The organism is Desulfobacter sp. UBA2225 (genome assembly GCF_002348205.1).
GTDB lineage: Bacteria > Desulfobacterota > Desulfobacteria > Desulfobacterales > Desulfobacteraceae > Desulfobacter > Desulfobacter postgatei.
On the sequence record NZ_DDYV01000097.1, the window covers coordinates 1 to 19,649 of the forward strand.

The 19,649-nt window shown below is 48.2% G+C and carries 13 protein-coding genes and 1 pseudogene; 10 read left to right on the plus strand and 4 right to left on the minus strand.

Going from position 1 to position 19,649, the window contains the following annotated elements; translation table 11 throughout:
• The 3 genes from B3D59_RS05125 to B3D59_RS05135 all read left to right on the plus strand — a co-directional run.
• The coding region (locus tag B3D59_RS05125; protein ID WP_286818172.1) for an amylo-alpha-1,6-glucosidase at positions 1 to 776 on the plus strand (776 nt) is incomplete at its 5' end.
• A 111-nt stretch (positions 777 to 887) separates the two neighbouring features.
• A complete protein-coding gene (locus tag B3D59_RS05130; protein ID WP_286818173.1) occupies positions 888 to 2,390 on the plus strand; it encodes a glycogen synthase in 1,503 nt (500 codons plus the stop codon).
• On the plus strand, positions 2,356 to 4,380 hold the full coding sequence (locus tag B3D59_RS05135; protein ID WP_286818174.1) for an alpha amylase C-terminal domain-containing protein: 2,025 nt from the start codon (positions 2,356 to 2,358) through the stop codon (positions 4,378 to 4,380). Before B3D59_RS05130 ends, B3D59_RS05135 begins: the two co-directional genes overlap by 35 nt.
• Before the next feature lie 106 nt (positions 4,381 to 4,486).
• Here the strand turns inward: B3D59_RS05135 and B3D59_RS05140 are convergent, their stop codons facing one another.
• A complete protein-coding gene (locus B3D59_RS05140; protein ID WP_286818175.1) occupies positions 4,487 to 6,925 on the minus strand; it encodes a glycogen/starch/alpha-glucan phosphorylase in 2,439 nt (812 codons plus the stop codon).
• Positions 6,926 to 6,972: 47 nt separating this feature from the next.
• Positions 6,973 to 7,278, minus strand: a complete 306-nt coding sequence (locus B3D59_RS05145) for an isoamylase early set domain-containing protein (protein ID WP_004071681.1) — start codon at positions 7,276 to 7,278, stop codon at positions 6,973 to 6,975.
• Positions 7,279 to 7,554: 276 nt separating this feature from the next.
• Here B3D59_RS05145 and B3D59_RS05150 point away from each other — a divergent pair, with 276 nt between their 5' ends.
• Entirely contained in the window at positions 7,555 to 8,022 is a 468-nt protein-coding gene (locus B3D59_RS05150; RefSeq protein ID WP_286818176.1) for an Lrp/AsnC family transcriptional regulator, read from the plus strand.
• Positions 8,023 to 8,066: 44 nt separating this feature from the next.
• Positions 8,067 to 8,282, plus strand: a pseudogene (locus B3D59_RS18425) (thioesterase family protein); the annotation flags it as partial.
• Here the strand turns inward: B3D59_RS18425 and htpX are convergent.
• Positions 8,204 to 9,154 carry a zinc metalloprotease HtpX gene (htpX, locus tag B3D59_RS05155; protein ID WP_286818177.1) on the minus strand — a complete coding sequence of 317 codons (951 nt, stop codon included), beginning with the start codon at positions 9,152 to 9,154 and terminating at the stop codon, positions 8,204 to 8,206. The pseudogene B3D59_RS18425 and the gene htpX overlap by 79 nt on opposite strands.
• Positions 9,155 to 9,498: 344 nt before the next feature.
• Here htpX and B3D59_RS05160 point away from each other — a divergent pair, with 344 nt between their 5' ends.
• Complete coding sequence (locus B3D59_RS05160) at positions 9,499 to 10,281, plus strand: alpha/beta fold hydrolase (protein WP_286818178.1); 783 nt, start codon at positions 9,499 to 9,501, stop codon at positions 10,279 to 10,281.
• A 370-nt stretch (positions 10,282 to 10,651) separates the two neighbouring features.
• On the opposite strand, the gene B3D59_RS05165 is transcribed toward B3D59_RS05160, so the two are convergent.
• The gene (locus tag B3D59_RS05165) at positions 10,652 to 11,527 is read right to left on the minus strand and encodes a B12-binding domain-containing radical SAM protein (RefSeq protein ID WP_286818179.1); all 876 of its coding nucleotides are present in this window, start codon (positions 11,525 to 11,527) and stop codon (positions 10,652 to 10,654) included.
• 279 nt (positions 11,528 to 11,806) lie between these two features.
• Here B3D59_RS05165 and B3D59_RS05170 point away from each other — a divergent pair, with 279 nt between their 5' ends.
• From B3D59_RS05170 to B3D59_RS05185, 4 genes are all read left to right on the plus strand, one after another.
• Positions 11,807 to 12,286 carry a DUF2058 domain-containing protein gene (locus tag B3D59_RS05170; RefSeq protein WP_286818180.1) on the plus strand — a complete coding sequence of 160 codons (480 nt, stop codon included), beginning with the start codon at positions 11,807 to 11,809 and terminating at the stop codon, positions 12,284 to 12,286.
• 203 nt (positions 12,287 to 12,489) lie between these two features.
• The gene (locus B3D59_RS05175) at positions 12,490 to 14,796 is read left to right on the plus strand and encodes an efflux RND transporter permease subunit (protein ID WP_286818181.1); all 2,307 of its coding nucleotides are present in this window, start codon (positions 12,490 to 12,492) and stop codon (positions 14,794 to 14,796) included.
• Positions 14,789 to 15,961 carry a metallophosphoesterase gene (locus tag B3D59_RS05180; protein ID WP_286818183.1) on the plus strand — a complete coding sequence of 391 codons (1,173 nt, stop codon included), beginning with the start codon at positions 14,789 to 14,791 and terminating at the stop codon, positions 15,959 to 15,961. Before B3D59_RS05175 ends, B3D59_RS05180 begins: the two co-directional genes overlap by 8 nt.
• A 111-nt stretch (positions 15,962 to 16,072) precedes the next feature.
• On the plus strand, positions 16,073 to 19,649 hold a 3,577-nt coding region (locus B3D59_RS05185; protein ID WP_286818184.1), incomplete at its 3' end, for an acyl-CoA dehydratase activase.

A 19,649-nucleotide genomic window follows, 5' to 3' on the forward strand; every position in this document is an offset into this window, starting at 1 on the left:
GCCCGGCCCATTTTACCTGGATGGATACCAATTTCCCGGCAGGCACCCCCCGCCAGGGATATCCCATTGAGATCCAGGCGTTGTGGTGTCATGCCCTTCAGTTTTTATCCCAGGTTGATGATTTGGACACGCAAGCGCAATGGCAAAAACATGCAGACACGGTAAAACGCGCCATCATGAATCTGTTCTGGCGCGAGAACGATGGTTTTTTCAGCGACTGCCTGCACTGCAATGGACCGGTTGACGCCGGACATGCAATCCCTGATGATGCACTGCGGCCCAATCAGCTGCTGCTGATCACCTTAGGGGTCATCGACGCCCCAAACATCATGGCCCGGGTGGTGGAAACCTGCCGGGAACTTCTGGTGCCGGGCGCCATCAGAAGCCTTGCGGACCGGCCTCTTACCGTGCCGCTATTCATTGAACGAAACGGACAGCATCTGGTAAATCCCCATACCCCCTATGCCAGATATTACCAGGGAGATGAGGACACCCAAAGAAAACCGGCTTACCACAACGGAACAGCCTGGACATGGCAATTTCCGATATTCTGCGAGGCCTGGGCCACAGCCTTCGGCCCTTCGGGTATTCCGGCGGCCCTGGCCTGGCTGGGCAGTTCTCTGCCATTGATGCGCACGGGTGCGGCAGGTTTCGTACCTGAAATCCTTGATGGTAATTTCCCGCACACCCCCAGGGGATGCGATGCCCAGGCCTGGGGATGCAGCGAAATTGCCAGGGTTGCCCATAAACTGAACCGAATTAAGAATAAAACGTAACATTGTCGGTACAAAAAATGTTATATCATCCAAAATCAATTGTTTGCGCCCTGTCAACCCATTACGGACAGTGCCGGCAGCACTCCGAAAATCAGGAAATGGAAGGTTGTTATGCCCACTAGACCAAGAATTCTTATTGTAACCCCTGAAGTCACCTATCTGCCCGAAGATATAAGCCCTGGCGCCGAGGATTACTCAGCCAAGGCCGGAGGTCTGGCAGATGTGTCGGCTGCACTGATCTCCGCATTGTATGATTTAAGCTGCGATGTTCATGTGGCCATACCCGATTACAGGTCGATCTATCATGGCAATGATGAACCAAGGCATCACCGGGAGGTGGAAAAAATCCGCAGGCGCCTGCATGAGGAACGCATTCATTTTGCAGCAGACCGGGTGTTTCTTTACAAAGATGGTGTTTATTCCGGGTATTCGGATAAGGATCTCAAAGTATCCCTGGCTTTCCAGCGCGAGGTGATCAACAACATCATCCCAAGGGTGAATCCGGACATCATCCATTGCAACGACTGGATGACCGGACTGATTCCGGCCATGGCAAGGCGATACGAAATCCCGTGCCTGTTCACCATTCACAACATCCATACCATGACCGCAACCATGGCCACAATTGAGGACAGGGGGATTGATGCGGCAGCCTTCTGGCAGTGGCTCTACTTCAAACATCCGCCCGTTACATACGAGGAGAGTCGGAATACCAACCGGGTGGATTTTCTGGTATCAGGGGTCTTTTCCGCCCATTATGTGAACACGGTAAGTCCCACGTTCCTGCGTGAAATTGTTGAAAACCGCCATCCGTTTGTGGAACCGGATCTTAGAAGAGAGCTAACCCATAAGTGGGAGGCCGAATGCGCCACCGGCATTTTAAATGCGCCTGAGCCAGAATTCAATCCAGCCGTGGATGAAATGGTTCAGTTCAATTACGGGCCCAAGAACCACCGTGACAAGAAAAAACAGAATAAAATTTTTCTGCAAAAATCCGTGGGCCTTGAGATAAATCCCGATGCGCCTATGTTTTTCTGGCCCTCGCGTCTTGATCCTGTGCAAAAGGGATGTTCGCTTCTGGCACAAATCATGTACGATATTATTTCCCGGTACTGGGATACCGGCATTCAGATCGTATCCGTAGCGGACGGGGCGTATCTGAAACACTTCCACGATATTGTTGATTTCCATGGCCTGCACCAGAGAATCAGTATCTGGGGATTCAACGAACAGTTGTCCCACCAGGCGTTCGCTGCCAGTGATTTTATTTTGATGCCATCCTCCTTTGAGCCGTGCGGATTGCCCCAGATGATCGGAGGGATTTACGGCAGCCTGCCCATTGTATTTGACACGGGCGGCCTGCATGACACGGTCAGACAACTGGATGCGGACCATTCAACGGGCAATGGATTTCTTTTCAATGTCCACGATGCCAAAGGACTGAACTGGGCCGTGGACCGCGCCATGGATTTTTTCCGCCTGGATGCGGATGAAAAAGAACAGCAGATTCGAAGAATCATGACCGAATCCGTACTTGAATTCAACCACAGCCGATGCGCTGAAAGCTATATTAAACTATATGAAAAAATGCTCCAAAGACCTTTTCTGGTCTGATCCTTCATGGACAAATGATCCGTATCTGTCACCTTTTAAGCCCATTATCCGGTCACGGTTTGAAAAGGCCCTGGCAGCGGCAGAAAAGCTTAAAAACAAAAGCCCTTGGGCTAAAATAGCCAACTACCATGAATTTTTCGGCCTGCACAAGGATAAAAAAGGCTGGGTGTTCAGGGAATGGGCACCCAATGCAACGGCCATGTTTATCCTCACGCCGGCCAATAACTGGGAAAAACATTCGGCCTGGGAAGTGAAAGGACCGGACCCCAAAGGCATATTTGAGGCCCGGTTCCCTGATGGCTTTTTCCGTCATGAACAGCTTTACCGGCTCAAGGTGGTGTGGGACGGCGGCGAAGGCGACCGTATCCCCACGGCAGCCACCCGGGTCATCCAGGACAGTACCACCTATATTTTTAATGCCCAGGTATGGGCACCGGACCAGCCATACCGGTGGCAGTCAGAAAGCCCCAAATTGTCCACAGGTCCTCTTTTGATCTATGAAGCCCATGCAGGCATGGCCTTGGAAGAAGGCAGGGTCGGTACCTGGCGGGAATTTGCGGACCACATCCTGCCCAAGGTCATTGATGCAGGATACAATACCCTGCAGATGATGGCGATTCAGGAGCACCCCTATTATGGTTCATTTGGGTATCATGTGTCCTCTTTTTTTGCCCCCTCCTCCCGGTTCGGCACCCCGGATGATTTCAAGTATCTGGTGGACAGGGCACATCAGGCCGGCATCCGTGTACTCATGGATATTGTACACTCCCACAGCGTAAAAAATGAGGTAGAGGGTCTTTCACGTTTTGACGGTTCCCTGTACCAGTTTTTCCACGACAATGACAGAGGGGAACATACACTTTGGGATTCCCGGTGTTTTGACTATGGCAAACAAGAGGTACTAATTTTTCTGCTCTCAAATCTAAGGTATTTTCTTGAACAATTCCGGGTGGATGGATTCCGGTTTGACGGCATAACCTCCATGCTGTTTGCCGATCACGGATTAGGACGTGCCTTTACAGGGTACCAGGATTATTTTGGCGATGATGTGGATCAAGATGCCTTAAGTTATCTTTATGCAGCCAGTGACCTGGTGCATGAAATCCATCCAGGTGCGGTAACCATTGCAGAAGATGTGAGCGGATATCCCGGGCTTGCTGCGCCGGCAACCTTATGCGGTACAGGTTTTGATTTCAGGTTTTCCATGGGAGTGCCTGATTACTGGATCAAACTGCTCAAGGAAGTTCGAGACGAAGCGTGGCACATGGGAGGTTTGTGGTATGAACTGACCCGGCACAGGGATGAGGAGCGCACAATCAGTTACGTGGAGTGTCATGACCAGGCCCTGGTGGGGGATCAGACCTTGATGATGCGCCTGATGGGCGCAGAAATCTATACATCCATGGAAAAATCCAACACAAACATCACCACACGTCGGGCCGTAGCCCTTCACAAGATGATACGCCTTGTCACCCTGGCCTGTGCCCACAAAGGGTATCTCAATTTCATGGGCAATGAGTTCGGGCATCCGGAATGGATTGATTTCCCATCCCCTGCCAATGGATATTCCTACCACCACGCCAGACGATTGTGGTCCCTGAAGTATGACAAGAATCTGTATTTCCCGGACCTGTTCGCCTTTGACAAACAGATGATTGCCCTGGCAAAACAAACGCAATTGTTTGCATGGGATTACCCAGCGCTTTTGCATATCCACGAAGATGACAAAATTCTGGCATTTGAGCGGTCCAAGCTTATTTTTGTGTTCAATTTCCACCCGGAACACTCTTTTTCCGACTACCTGATTCATGCGCCGGCAGGCAAATATAAAATGCGCCTGGACACGGATGAATCCAGGTTCGGCGGATTGGGACGTCTGAATCCGGACCAGGTGCATTTTACCAGCCCCATAGGAGATCTGATTGAAAACCGCCATGCCCTGAGCCTTTACCTGCCGAGTCGCTGCGCCCTGGTCCTGGCCCGGGTTTAACCCTATCTTTTAATTTACCACGAAGAAACCGAAGTTTGGCGCTATAATATCTTCGTGAACTTCGTGGTAAAAAACAACCGCAGATGGGTGACTTTACGTCCAAGCTCTACCCCCGAAAAGAACGAATCCCCCAGATCCCGTCCGCATATTCCTGAATAGCCCGGTCACTGGAAAACATCCCGGTGCGGGCAATATTTTTCAAAGACATGGAGAGCCATTTGGCACGGTCTTTATAATCGTTCCCTATCTTGAGTTGGGTTGTAACATAGGACCTGAAATCCGCCAGGTGAAGATAATGTTCCCCATTGCCCATGAGCTGGCTGAAAACAAGTTTGAAGATACCGGGTTCGTCGGAACAAAACAGATTGGAATAAATCGCCTTGAGGACCCGTTTCAGGTCCGGGTCCTCATCGTAAAAGGTTTTGGGCTCATAACTTGGCCGAAACGCCTCCACTTCGTCTACGGTGAGGCCAAAAATATAGATATTCTCACCCCCCACCTGTTCTGCAATCTCTATATTGGCCCCGTCCATGGTCCCTATGGTCAATGCCCCGTTCATGGCAAATTTCATGTTTCCCGTTCCCGAGGCTTCCATACCCGCCGTGGAGATCTGTTCGCTGACGTCTGCAGCCGGAATAATCCTTTCGGCCAGCGTTACGCGGTAGTCCGGCAGAAAGACCACCTTGATCATGTCATGGATATCCGGGTCCTTATTTATCACGTTGGCAACCGAATGGATCAGTTTGATGATCAGTTTGGCAAAGTGGTAACCAGGAGCCGCTTTACCGGAAAAAATAAAGGTCCGGGGATGCCCGATATCCTTACCGTCCTCCTTGATGGAAAGATACAGATGAATGATATGAATCACATTGAGCAACTGGCGCTTGTATTCATGAATCCGCTTGGCGTGGATGTCAAAAATGGATTGGGGATCCACGTTCAGGAACAATTTTTTACGTATTAAAGTGGCCAAAGCCTCTTTGTTGGCCAGCTTGATCTCACCCAGCCGGTCCAGGAATCCCGGATCATTTTCAAAGGTTTCCAATTCCCAAATCCGCGATAAGTCCCCTACCCACCGGCGGCCGATGGCTTCGGTGATAAAATCTGCAAGGCCGGGGTTGCAGGCTGCGATCCACCGCCTGGGAGATACCCCGTTGGTCTTATTGTTGAATCTTTCCGGCCACAACCTGTAAAATTCGGGAACAAGTTGTGTTTTGACCAGATCGGAGTGAACCCTTGCCACTCCGTTTATCGAATGGCTGCCGATAATGGCAAGATTCGCCATGCGAACCTGCTTGACAGGGCCTTCCTGGATGATGGACATCTTTGCAATGCTTTCAATAGTGATATCAGGATCACGCACGGTCAAATATTCCAGGAACCGCTGGTTGATTTCATAGATCAGCTGCATATGCCGGGGGACCACGCGTTCCAGGATACTCACCGGCCAGGTTTCCAGGGCTTCGGGCAGCAGGGTGTGGTTGGTATACCCAAGGGTTTTTTTAGTGATATCCCAGGCCGTTTCCCATTGTATGCCTTTTTCATCCACCAGGATACGCATCAACTCGGCCACCGCCAGAGCCGGATGGGTATCGTTGAGTTGAATGGCCACTTTATTATAAAAATCGTCAAAGGTGTCATAGTTCATTTCATACTTGCGGATAATATCCTTTAAGGAGCAGGCCACAAGAAAATACTCCTGGACCAGCCTAAGTTCTTTTCCCACCTCTTTGGAATCCGACGGATAAAGAATTTTGGAAATGGTCTCGGATTTAATTTTCCGGCCCACGGCTTTAAAATAGTCCCCGTCATTGAATATATCGATATCAAAATCCTCGGACGCCTCAGCCGTGAACAGCCGCAAATAATTAACGGTACGGCCTTCGAAACCGGCAACCAGGATATCATGGGGGCGGCCAATGAGCAGGGACCAGTTGGTCCATGTGGGGTTATATTCCCCGTCTCTATCCACACTGCCCTCTACCCGGCCGTAAATGGGGACCATATATCGCTCTTCTGTTCTGCGAATCAGCCAGGGCGACCTACGGTTGGGCCAGTAATCGGGTTTTTCCTTCTGGTATCCGTTAACAATCACTTGTTTGAACAAGCCGTAATCATAGTTGATCCCGTAACCGAATCCCGGCATATTCAGGCAGGCCAAAGAATCAAGAAAACAAGCAGCCAGACGCCCAAGGCCGCCATTTCCCAGAGCCGGGTCCCGTTCTTCCTCCACCAAAAGATCAAGGTCAATGCCCTTTGTTTCAAGAAATCTTTTACATCGCTTATAAATACCTAAGTTTAACAGATTGTTGTTTAAAAGCCTGCCGATAAGAAATTCTAGAGAGAGGTAATGCAGGCGTTTGACATCATTTTCCTGGTAACGCTTCTGCGTATCATAACTGATATCCATAAGGTACTTGCCAACGGCATAGGAAACGGCGTTCAACTGATCATTTTTTGAAGCGTGCTCAAGTTGCTTGCCCAGAATGTACTTAATGTAATTATTAAAGGAGGTCTCAAAATTTGAAAAATCAAAATATGACATGCGCTGACTCCATACTGGGCCCTGAGGCCGTTAATTGCCAGATAACCCTATATCGTGATAACTGAGTTGTCTTCTCCATGAAAGGGAGAAGGCAGATAAATATCCGCGCTTTCATCATTGATCCAGCGGGTATCATCCACCAGATAACGAAATTGGTAGGAGCGTTCCGGCTCAAGGTCAAGTACCGTAGAAAAATCACCGTTTTTGAGTTTTTTCATGGCCCCGGCCTTTTCATCCCAATTGTTGAAATCACCAACCAGATTCACCGTTTCTGCCGTTCCAATCACTTTTTTCCGTACTTTAAATCTGACTCTGCACACATCTTTGGTTTTAAGATACTGTTTTGTAAACATGACAACCTCCGAAATGATTTTAGATGACATATCACATTGAAAGCTAAGATAACGTATTTATTCTAATTTTTTAAAATCGCAGTGTCAACAGTTTGTATTTAAATCCTGATTTGATCCTTTTACTTTTTAAATTCTGGGCCCTTAATTAAACCATTGCTGCGTTTTCATATTACATCAAATCCGGCAGTGAATGGGAAACAAGCGCCTTGATCACGGCCAATGTTTCTATTATATAGATACGGATTGATCAACATGCTGCGAAGGAGCGACAATATCATGACATTGGTAGACGGGAGCCTGGATGAACTTGAAATTCAGATTATACTCGCACTTCAGGAAGATGCCCGCAAATCATATAAAAGTATTGCTAAAGACCTGGGTGTGGCCGAAGGCACAGTGAGCAACCGGGTCAACCGACTGATCCAGCAGGGCATTCTCAAGCTTGAAGCCCGGGTCAACCCCTTTGCCATGTCCAATAAAGTGGCGGCCATTCTCGGCATAAAGATCAAGCGCAGCCACCATGCCAAGGCCGTTAAGGAAATCATGGCTCTCTCCAATGTCAACGCCGTATGGGTCTCCACAGGGAAATATGATATTTTTGTTGAGGTACTGGCCGATTCAATCAAGGAACTCAATGTTTTTATATTTGAAGAGGGGTTGAGCAATATTGAGGGGGTAGAGGCCACTGAAACGCATATCATGCTTCACTCGGATTCCAAATTTTTTAAAATCTCCCCGTCTTAAGGGATGCGGAAAGGGAAGAACAAAATCACTGGCCCCAGGAGCAGACCGTGGGTATACACATTGACGTCAGCCATGAAGCGGCAACGCCCCCGGGCCTGAAAATCAAGGTTACCGTTGAATTAACAGAAGTCAAAGGGAAAAAACTGGTCTTTAATGTAGAAGCACATGATGCTCCTTTTTATCAGGACATGTTGTCCCAGAATGATCGACTCTGGTCCTCCATGGTTGTGCCGGAGGAATGGGTATTGTTGTCTTCCTGACGGAAATTGCGGGAAAAATTCCGGCCCTGGGGTTGCGATCCCACGAGCCGGGCCACACGGTCTTCAATGGGCGGATGGGTGGAGAACAGATTCATCATCTGCTTTCCGGTCAAGGGATTGACAATAAACATATGCACGGTTGCGGGGCTGGCATCAACCTGAGTCCGGCTACGGCTGAAGCCCCCCAGCTTTGACAACGCTGATGCCAGGCCATGGGGATTTCCAGTAATACTTGCGGCCGTTGCATCTGCCAGGTATTCCCTGGATCTGGACACGGCCATCTGAACGATCATTGCGGCAATGGGGGCCACTATGGAGACCACAAGCACACCAATAATTCCAAGGCCGCCCTCGTCATCATCTCTGCCGCCGAAAAAAGCTGAAAACCTGGCAATCGAGGCAATCCACATGATGGCTCCGGCCAGGGTAGCCACAATTGTAGAAATAAGGATGTCGCGGTTTTTTACATGCCCCAGCTCATGGGCCAGCACCCCTTCAAGCTCATCCTGATTCATCATGTTCATCAGCCCCTGGGTCACGGCGACAACAGCGTGTTCCGGGTTCCGGCCCGTGGCAAAAGCATTGGGCGCTGATTCGGGAATAAGATAAATCTTGGGCATGGGCAAACCCGCCTGACGGGCAAGACGGGCCACGGTATCAAACAGGCCCGGGGCCTGGGACCGCTCCAGGGGGTGAGCCCGGTACATTTTTAAAACCACCTTGTCGGAATACCAATAACTAAAAACATTCATGGCACCGGCAAAAATCAGGGCAATAAACATGCCGGTCTGTCCTGCCAAAAGATATCCGAGCACCAGAAACAAACCGGTCATCATGATCAGCAGCATGCCGGTCTTAAACTGATTTGCCATATTTTTCCTCCACACTGATAATTTATATATTCACTTACACGCTTTTATTTCCACAACACAAAAAGAATATAAATCCCACGGTAAAAAAATCAACCAATATGCACGAATCATTAATCAATATAATCAGCATAATGTTTCTTCAAACATTCTGGACAGAGACCATGACTTAAAATAGCTTCTCAATGTTAATCAAGATATGTTTCCAAGTGGTTCCAATACCCTTTGTCATAATGAAATTAAAACTGTCTTTTTTTTGAAGGCTTGTTGTGCGGAGAAGGAGCTGTTAGGATGGTTCTCAGGAAAACTGATATGGTTGTTGATCTTAATCTTATTCGGGAGGTTATATGCAAACGGAGCTTAACGGTATTAAATTAGCTTATGATGAAGCAGGGGACGGTCCCGCAGTATTGTTGATTCACGGATTTCCTCTTTGCCGTCAAATGTGGCGCCCCCAGGCGAAGGCTTTGGCCGCAGCCGGTTTCCGGGCTCTCACTCCCGACCTGAGGGGGTTCGGGGAGAGTGAGTCGGGCACCCAGGTCGGTTCGACGGATCTGTTGGCCGATGATCTGATCGCGCTGCTGGATTATCTCGGTATCGAAAAAGCCGTGGTCGGCGGCATGTCTATGGGCGGGTATGTGATGCTCAACTTACTGGCCCGTTATCCTCAACGATTTTCCGCTGCCTGTTTTATCGTCACCCGTGCTGACGCCGACGATGAAACCGCCCGAGGCAAGCGCAACCATCTGATCGCCGAGATTAAAGCAGGTCGGCCGGAAGCGGTGTCAAATGCTTTTACCCCGCTTCTTTTCGCGGACGGGACTGTTGCTGCCCATCCTGAGTTGGTAGAGGAGGTGCGGGGCTGGATGGCGGCGACCTCTGCCTCCGGTCTGGTTTTGGGGTTAGAGGCGATTCGGGATCGGGGCGATTCATCGTCGTTGCTGCCTCAGCTGAGTATCCCGGTATTGGTCATCAGCGCCCTCGAGGATAAGGCGATTCCGCCGGAAAAATCAACGGATTTGGCCGAGCGGATTCCCGGCGCGCAACTTTGCATGTTGTCCGCTGCCGGTCATATGGCAAACATTGAGCAATCGGAAGCATTTAATGCTGCGCTACTTGATTTCTTATGAGACAACAAATGTCAGGGCAAAGCGGCAGTCTACTACAGAGGCAATCTTGATACCTTGAAGCAGAAATCCTCATGACGTCTGCAAAAATGGGTTGAGATTCAATCCAAAAGGCAGCCGCAACTATCCTACCATCTTTACACACAGGACATTTGCCGGGCTTTTTGTACTTTTTTTTTCTGTTTTTGAATTGAAACCCACATTTGCCGGCAGTGGCAGGGCTCCATCAGAATTTTTTCTTTTGGAGCCGAACTGTTTTTTTCAGAGATAAACAACAGGTGGTTCCAGAAAACATGATCAGCTCCCGTGACCGATTTATAGGTTGGGATCGGCCGACTCGCGGCAGAAATCTGCATCTTCTGAATCTGTTAATTTATTGATCTCCAATAAAAAAAGGACGAAATTGAGATTCAGGTAACTGAGCTGCTGCTTTAATCTGCTCCAGAATTTTGCTTTGCGATTCAGGTAATCTGCCGTGAAGATCAATATAATTTGTGTAATGATCACTGGCTAAATACGAAGTCACCTTTAACTGTCGCACTAACCGTTGGGTTTCTTTTATAATACCATGTGGGCCCAGCATTTTAAATTTGCCGGACTCAATTTCATCCAAAATAGGCGTGTTGGTTTTCGGGACAAACGTTCTAAGCCTGATGAAGTCAGGATTTATCTGGTTGAGCGCATTTGCCGTTGAGTCTGCATGCGAATCCGTTAAAACCTCGCCTCCCAATCCCAATACAACATAGAGACTTAATTCTATTCCAGCGGCAACGACCCATTGACCTGCCTCAATCTGGCGTTTGGCATCTACTCCTTTTTTCACATGGCGCAGAACATCATCATTGCCGGATTCAAGACCGACATGGATACGATTTAACCCGGCCTCTGCCAATTGATTTAGACCATCCCTTCCTTTTTTATGGATATATTGTGACGAGCCGTAGACAGTTATCCTTTCTAAGTGAGGAAAAACTTTGCGCGCATAGATACAGATCGCAGCCAAGTCATCTGTTTTCATCGCAATGGTATTTCCTGCCGGGAAAAAAAGGGTTTTGACGTTAGATCCATAACTCTTGGATGCAGAATCCATATCCTCCATAATGTCTGGAACAGGCCTGATCCTAAAACGTGGGCCATTTTTATAAATCATACAAAAAGTGCATTTATTGTGAGGACATCCGACCGTGGCTTGAATTAAAAGAGAATCTGCTTCACTGGGTGGACGATATATGGGGCCTTCATATCTCATGCTGTTTTTTTGACACTTTCTCAGAAAAAATACAACAGTGAAACTACAATCATCCTATTTCACTTTCAGTCGCTGCCGCTATTTAGAGACTCGGCAACCTTGAAGCGTTTAGAAATTTTTAAGGACAAATTTTCTGTTTATAGCCGGACTATTGACAAAAAAATTGGGGGAAGAAGAGATGAAAACCGAGATGGCCCTCACTTCAAAAATCAATTATGGTTGAACTACTGTCCTGCTGGCTATATTATTGTGGAGATAATGACAACGGGGAGGGAATAAATGGGATTGTCTTTACAGGATCAGCTCCTGAAAGCCGGGATAGCTGATAAAAAGCAGGCCAACAAAGCCAACAAAGAGAAACGGGGTCAGCGGGAAAAAAATAAAGGCAATAACAAGACGCCTGAAATCAACAAAACCCGTCAAGAGCAGTTAGCTCAGGCCAAACGAAGCCGGGAACTCAACCGCGAGTCCAACCGGGAAAAAGAAAAACAAGAGAAATTGGCTCAGGTCAAGCAGTTAATAGAGGAAAACCACCTGGACCTGAGGAAGTACGAAAATCCATACTATTTCAAGGTCGGCAATAAGATAAAAAAACTCTACGTTAACGATGAAATCACCAAAAAACTTGGCCGGGGAGAGCTTGCTATTGTGACGCTGCATAATGTCTACGAAATAGTTCCGGCTAAAGTTGCCCGGAAAATAGCAGACCGTGACCCAGATGCTTTGGTGCTACTTCATAAGCCGGAAGAAGAATCATAGACAAAGTATTCACGCGTAAAAAATTCGGATAAAATAATGACTCTATTTAGAACCGATTATGACAAATGTGACAAGACAAAAATGGTGTGGCAGTATTTAGGACCCGCTCCTAAGCCTGGGAATAATCTATTTCCCTTGACAAAAACGCAGGTTTCCATTCTACATGGATCTCACCTGCTGCTGATAAGAATGAAAAGAGATCTATGGCACAGCTGATAAGCCGGATGCTTGCCCGTAAAAATACTGTGCTGTTTTTGTCCGTTCTGATTGCTGTTCCCTTTCTGATCCGGATTCCTGACCTTAGAATTGTTGAAAATGTCGATTATTTCGCTAATGAAAATCACCGGGATGTCATTTTTTACAAGGAGTTAAAATCAATTTTTGGCAATGACGAATTTTTCATTGTCGCTTTTAAAAAACAGAATCTTTTTACGGCTGCCAATCTGGGCTTATTAAAATCAATCACCAATGACCTGGCCGGCATTGACGGTATACGGGAGATTAAAAGTCTTGCCAATGTTAGCGAAACCATTGGTGAAGAAGATAATGTTGTCATCCGCCAGTTTCTGGAAACCATCCCTGAAGAGCCCCATCTTCTTGAAAAATTAAGGCAGCGGGCAAGCCAGAACCCTTTATACCTGAAAAACCTGTTGTCTTCGGACGGAAACACAGCAGCCATCGTGATCTTTATCCATAACCAACCCGATAATTCAGGGTTTAGAAACCGGATCATTGCGGGAACCCGGGTCGTACTTGAACGGTATAAGGATAAAACCGGCCCTGTCCATATTGCCGGATGGACCGTGACCAATACCGTGCTTGCCCGGTATATGAAACAGGATCTCGCCGTCTTTATTCCGGTCTCTTATGGCTTCATTGCCCTGGCCGTGTTTCTATTTTTCAGAAATATCCGTTTGACACTGGTTGCCATGGTCTATACATCCCTTTGTGTGGGATGCACCATGGGACTGTTTCCCATGCTGGATATTACGCTGAACAATGTCACTACCATGGTGCCGCCGGTGGTCATGGCCTTGGCCCTTTGCGATACGGTCCATATTTTTTCTCACCTGATCCGACACCGGTATGATCCTCATCATAAGGTGGAAAAGGTCTATGCGAAAGTTCTTTTAGAGCTGATCCGTCCCTGTTTTTTGACCACCTTGACGACTTTTATCGGTTTTTTATCTTTGTACGTGAGTGATATCCCGCCGATCAGGGAATTTGCTATTGTCTCCTCAATGGGCATCCTGTTTGAATTTTGTTTCGCGTTTACCTTTATACCGGCGTTCATGCTTTTGTTTAATCAACAAAAAATTGTCGGAATCCATAACCGATACCCCTCGGACCGACTCAATCTCCCCGGTTTTTTCTCACACCTGTCAGAATCGATATTCAGGCATTACCGCATGATCCTTACTACCGGTATCCTCCTGATCCTTGTGTCAATATGGCTGGCGTCAACCATTACTGTGGATACCAACCTTCTGGCATATTTCCGTTCAGACAGCCCGGTGTACCAATCTACCCGGTTTGTGGAAAAGGAGCTTGCCGGTACCAATACCATTGATATATCTTTTAAGGCCGTTGAGCCGGATGCATTTAAGCAGCCTGAAACCCTGGAAGTTATCCAGACCCTGCAGCTGCATATTGCCCGCATGGCAGGCGTGGACAACACACTCTCCCTTGTTGATTTTATAAAAGACCTGAACCGCTGCTTTCATAATAACGCGCCGGAGTTCTACCGGATTCCTAAAAACGCAAACCTGATCTCCCAGCTATTGTTGATCTGCAATCCCGACGACATTCAAAATTTAATAAACCCATCCTTTGATCATGCGCGAATGTCCGTCAGGATAGGCCTTCACTCCACCCGGGATCAGGCTGAACTCATCAAACTGATCAAAAATCAGACGCAAACCATGGATACCAGAGGCCTGCAAATACAAATTTCCGGCCTGGTTCTGCAGGAGGTCAATACCATCAGCGCCCTGGTCCGCGGTCAGGTGTTAAGCCTGACCATAACGGCAGTTATTATTATACTGATCATATTTTTTGTACTCAGATCCTTTCCCCTTGGGATGCTGAGTATTCTTCCCAACCTGTTTCCCATTGTACTGAATTTCGGCATCATGGGGTTGTTCAACATCCCTTTAAATACGGCAACCGCACTCATTTCAACGATTGCTGTGTCTATTGCCGTAGACGATACCATCCATTTTCTCACGGAATTTAAGACCCATCTGGTCTGGGGTGCGGATATCAGGCAGGCTGTTTTTAACACACTCCAGGTAAAGGGCCGGGCCATTATTCTGTCTTCATTAATCCTTGCCATGGGATTCGGCGTGATGGTGTTCAGCAGGTTCGTACCCACCATGCATTTTGGCGCGTTAAGCGCCGTGATCATGATCTTTGCCCTTTTAGGAGACACCTTGCTCCTACCGGCGTCCGCCATCATCTTCTCATCTCGCCTTTGTATCAGATCTCCGGAGCAGCGCCTTCATGGTTGAGCCGTCATCAAATATGGACACCTCAAACCAACAGATTGTTGTATTCAGTGATGCCCATGTTTCAAAAAGCTGGAATCACATTGCTCAATGCCTGGGACAAGCACCCGGCCACAAGACTCCTTTCCTGAACCCCAACAGGGAATTGAACCGGTTCATTGACTGGATCAACCGAAGTCCGCATGTAAAAGCGGTCATTAACAACGGGGATTCAATTGATTATTATTTTAGCGACTTTCTTTGCCTTGTCGACCTGTTTAAAAACAGGCCTCATAATAGGCGACCTTCAAATATGGATCTGTTCAACCAGATGATCTACCGTCTGAAAAAGCCGTACCACGCTATTCCAGGAAACCATGATTACCGCAGGGAAGCATATAACTATGCCATTTGGGGAACAAATCATATCAATCTTCCCAAATCGCTCAGAAACAAACACAAACACGATATCGGTCACCATGCATTCAGAGGACTATGGGAACTGTCATCCATCATGGTCAATAAAAAAGGGCACGGTTTTGATACATTACACCGCGGCATCAGAACAAGCCAGGGTTTGACCATAGGAAATTATCACTGCATTTTCATGGACAGTGGTTGTGATGCGTTTGCACGAGCCATTAACTGGCTGAAATATATCAGGCAGGTGGTAGGTGCCCGTATGATTTCCTATGATTCAGAAGGATTTGACAACGAGGAACTCAAAATCCTGCAAGGAATGCTGTCAACGTGTGACAGCCAGGATATTCTTCTGTTTCAGCATACCCCGCTGATCAATCCGAAAAAAAGCCGGCTCGGAAAGACATACCAGCTTTCCATTGATACCTTTGACCGGCTCAGAAGGGAACAAAAACTATGTTACAGCACCATTCTCAATAACGGCGGCGGGCTGTTAAAGACCTTGAGGGATAGCCGGAAAAATATCTCCCTTGTGTCATCCCATACCCATACGGCCAGATATTTTCTGATTGAAAAATCAAGTCTCAAGGCAACGGAGGTCTCAAATCCCGAATTCAACGCACACCGATCCGATCCAGGGCTCATCAAGCATCTGACAACCCTGCCCCTGGGGCATATCAACCCGAAAGACGATGGAAACCGGACCGGATTTCTAAAGATTTCACCTGCAGGATTCAAGGAGCATATCCTGCACTCCTTTGGGGGGTGATAATTCTATTGACATGTATTAAGCATCATAGCATCATGAGGATTTGTTTTGATTCCAGTGATATTAGAATATTTCGCAGCATATGAATTTTATTGAAACAGGGGAGCACTGATGGCGCGAGAACCCGGGATGACCATGGGACTTGATATCGGGTCTGCATTTGTGAAATTAGTTATCCTTGATGAATATGCAAAACCCGTATTGGAAAAAAGCCTGCCCCATCAGGGCGACATCTTGAAAACAACCCGGGAATTGACCCAATACCATATAGTGCCCAATCAGACATTGTCCCTGGCCGTTATCGGGAGATATGCCGGGCCTGTTGCCCGTTTGATGGGCATCCAGGTCGAAAATGAGTTAACGGCCATCCTCTGTGCTGTCAGTAAAAAAATCGGATCAATCCATCAGATCATCAATATCGGCAGCAGTTCTCTTTCCCTGATTCAACTGGATACTACAGGCCGGCTGGTTGACTATCAGACCAACACCCTGTGTGCTGCAGGAACCGGCTCTTTCCTGGACGAACAGGCTGTTCGCATGGGCATCAGCGCGAGTGATGCTGCAAAATTCCCCTTCATTGCTGATCCGCCCTCAATGGCAACCCGTTGCGCCGTATTTGCCAAAAGTGATCTTATTCACAGACAGCAGGAAGGATATCCGCCGGCGGACATGTGGAACGGTATCTGCAAAAGCATAGCCCGCACCATCATCTCCACCCTGTTTAAAGGAAAGAAACCGGTTGGAAAGACCGCGGTAATCGGCGGGGTGGCTCAAAATCCCCATGTCATGCACTGGCTGGGACAGGAATTATCAGACCATGGGATGGTTTATGTGGACAATCCCCAGGAAATCGGTGCCCATGGCGCGGCTTTGCTGGCAAAACCGGTCAGCAAAGCCATTGACTGGTCTAAAGATACTCAAGGCATTCAGCCGCCACTCCAGGGGACCCGGCCGCCTCTGGTGATTGAACGTTCCGTTTATCCGACTTTCAAGGTTGAATACGGGTATACGGACAGGGACGGCAATGACGTCAGAATTACCAGATGGCCGGACAACGGTCAGCTGCGCGGTTTTCTTGGGATAGATGTCGGTTCCACCTCCACCAAGCTGGTGATGATTGACCGGAACGAAAACGTGATTCTGGACATTTACAGAAAAACCGGCAGCAACCCTATAAAAGCAACGGCAAAACTCTTTTCTGCCCTGCGTGAACTGGTGGAGCGACGGAAAGGATCCATTGAAATCTTAGGCGCAGGCACCACCGGATCCGGCCGGAAACTGGTGGGGATGGTTATCAAGGCAGATAACATCACCAACGAAATCACCGCCCACCTCAAAGGGGCAATGAAGGTTGACCCCGAGATTGATACAATTTTCGAGATCGGGGGACAGGATTCAAAATACATTCATGCCGTAAATGGGCATCTTTACGAGATGAACATGAATTACGTCTGCGCGGCCGGCACGGGTTCCTTTATTGAAGAGGTCAGTCACAAGACCGGACTCGATCTTCGTTCCATCGGCGACCGGGTGGTTGGCGTAAGGGCGCCTGTCACATCAGACAGATGTACGGTTTTTATGGGACAGGATATTACAAGGCTTATTCAACAAGGGTTTTCACCCACCGAGGTCATGGGCGGCATCCTCTATTCTGTGGCCCAGAACTATCTGAATAAGGTTGTCGGCAACCGGTACTGCTCGACAAAAAAGATACTTTTCCAGGGTGCAACAGCAAAAAACAAGGGGCTGGTGGCGGCATTTGAAGCCCTCTTGAACACCAGGATCGTAGTGTCTCCCTACTGTCATGTCATGGGAAGCTTAGGGGTTGCTATTTTAACCAAACAGGAGATGGAGCAGCGAGGCTGCCCATCTCAATTCACCGGTCTGCGGTTTTCTGAAAAAGATGTCTTTTTGACCTCTGATACCTGCCGGTTATGTACCAATAACTGCAATATTAGCCATTTACGCATGAAAGGTTCAGAAAAAACCCAAGCCTGGGGATATCTGTGCGGCAGGGAAAGCAACGATATCAAGGCCAAAACGAATGCGGAATTCAGATTTTTCAGACAGCGCGAGCATATCTGGAAAACCATCGGAAACGACCCTCAGTTGCCCGAAGATGCGCCAGTAATACATTTGCCCAATGCGCTGCTGAGTTACAGTTATTATCCGTTCTGGCAGCGTTTTTTTGCCGCACTGGGTTACAGGCTCGTTCTTTCCAGGCCCACCTCACCCCAGATTATCCGGATGGCTGCAAACTGGGTGGGTGCAGACTATTGTCAACCGGTCAAATTGGCCCATGGACATATCCAGTATCTGCTGACCAGGCAACATGCGAATCGGGTATTTGTACCTTGCAGCATCAGTGAACGAAATATAACGCACAAAAGCAGCCAGGCCTATTTCTGCCCATACAATATGGCCCTGCCCGGACTGATACGATCGGCATTTCACATGAACGGCCTGGACACCGATCGACTGCTGACCGCCACTATCGATTTCAGATGGGATAAAAAAACCGCGATTGACCGCCTGGTTTCAGATATCGGGCACACTTTGAAAAAAAGCAAAAATCAGATAAGCCTGGCCTGGGAGAAGGCTTGGGAAGCCAAACACGCGTTTGAAACAGCCGTGAATAAAGCCGGGCAACACGCGATGACTCAAATCAACTCGGATAGTGCCCCGGCGATTGTCATCCTTGGACGGCCCTATAACGTCTTTGATGCCGGCGCCAACCTGTCACTGCCGGAAAAGCTCTCCGCGCTGGGCTTTACGGTTCTGCCCCTGGAATACCTGAATCTGGATGAGGAAGATTTAGGCAAAGAGTTCAACAATATGTTCTGGAATGAAGGCAGAAAGATATTGGAGGCAGCCCGGATCATTGCCCGTACACCCAATCTGTTTGCAGTGTATTTGAATAATTTTGGCTGCGGTCCGGATTCTTTCATTCAGACATATGTTGAAGAAATCATGGGGGATAAGCCCATGCTCACCCTGGAGATGGATGAACATGGGGCAGACACAGGATATATGACCCGCCTTGAAGCCTTTGCCGATGTTCTGGCAGCCAACCAGATCCGACAGGTGCCAAGGTATGTCCTTAACCTACCGGATAACTCTCCGGATGCGATCAGGCACAGAACCTTATGGATCTCCCGCATGGGTGAAGCCCATCCTGAGATGATTGCAGCCATTTTCCGGAATTCAGGCATCCGTGCAGAAGTCTTGCCCATGGAAAACAATCATTCATTTCTCTTAGGTCGATCCCTGACCCGCGGCGGTGAGTGTGCGCCCTATCCGGCAACCATCGGTGCATTAATGGCAATGCTTAAGGATAAAGGAGAAGACACAACCCGCGGACACGCACTGTTTATGCCCACGGCCAGCGGCCCGTGTCGTTTCGGCCAGTATTGCCTGCTGGACAGGATCGTTTTGAACAGGATGGGATACACAGATATCCCCATCGTATCATGGAGCAGCGTGGACAATTATCAGTATATGAGCGATAATATCCGCCGAAAGATGTGGCTGGGGACGGTGATCAGCGACATCCTGTTTAAAATACGCTGCCGGATCAAACCCTATGAAAGAAAAGAGGGGCAGACTGAAGCCACGTATCAAAAACATGCCCGGAATCTGGTCCACGCCTTTGAAAACGGGCTTGATATTAAAAAAATGATGAAAAAGG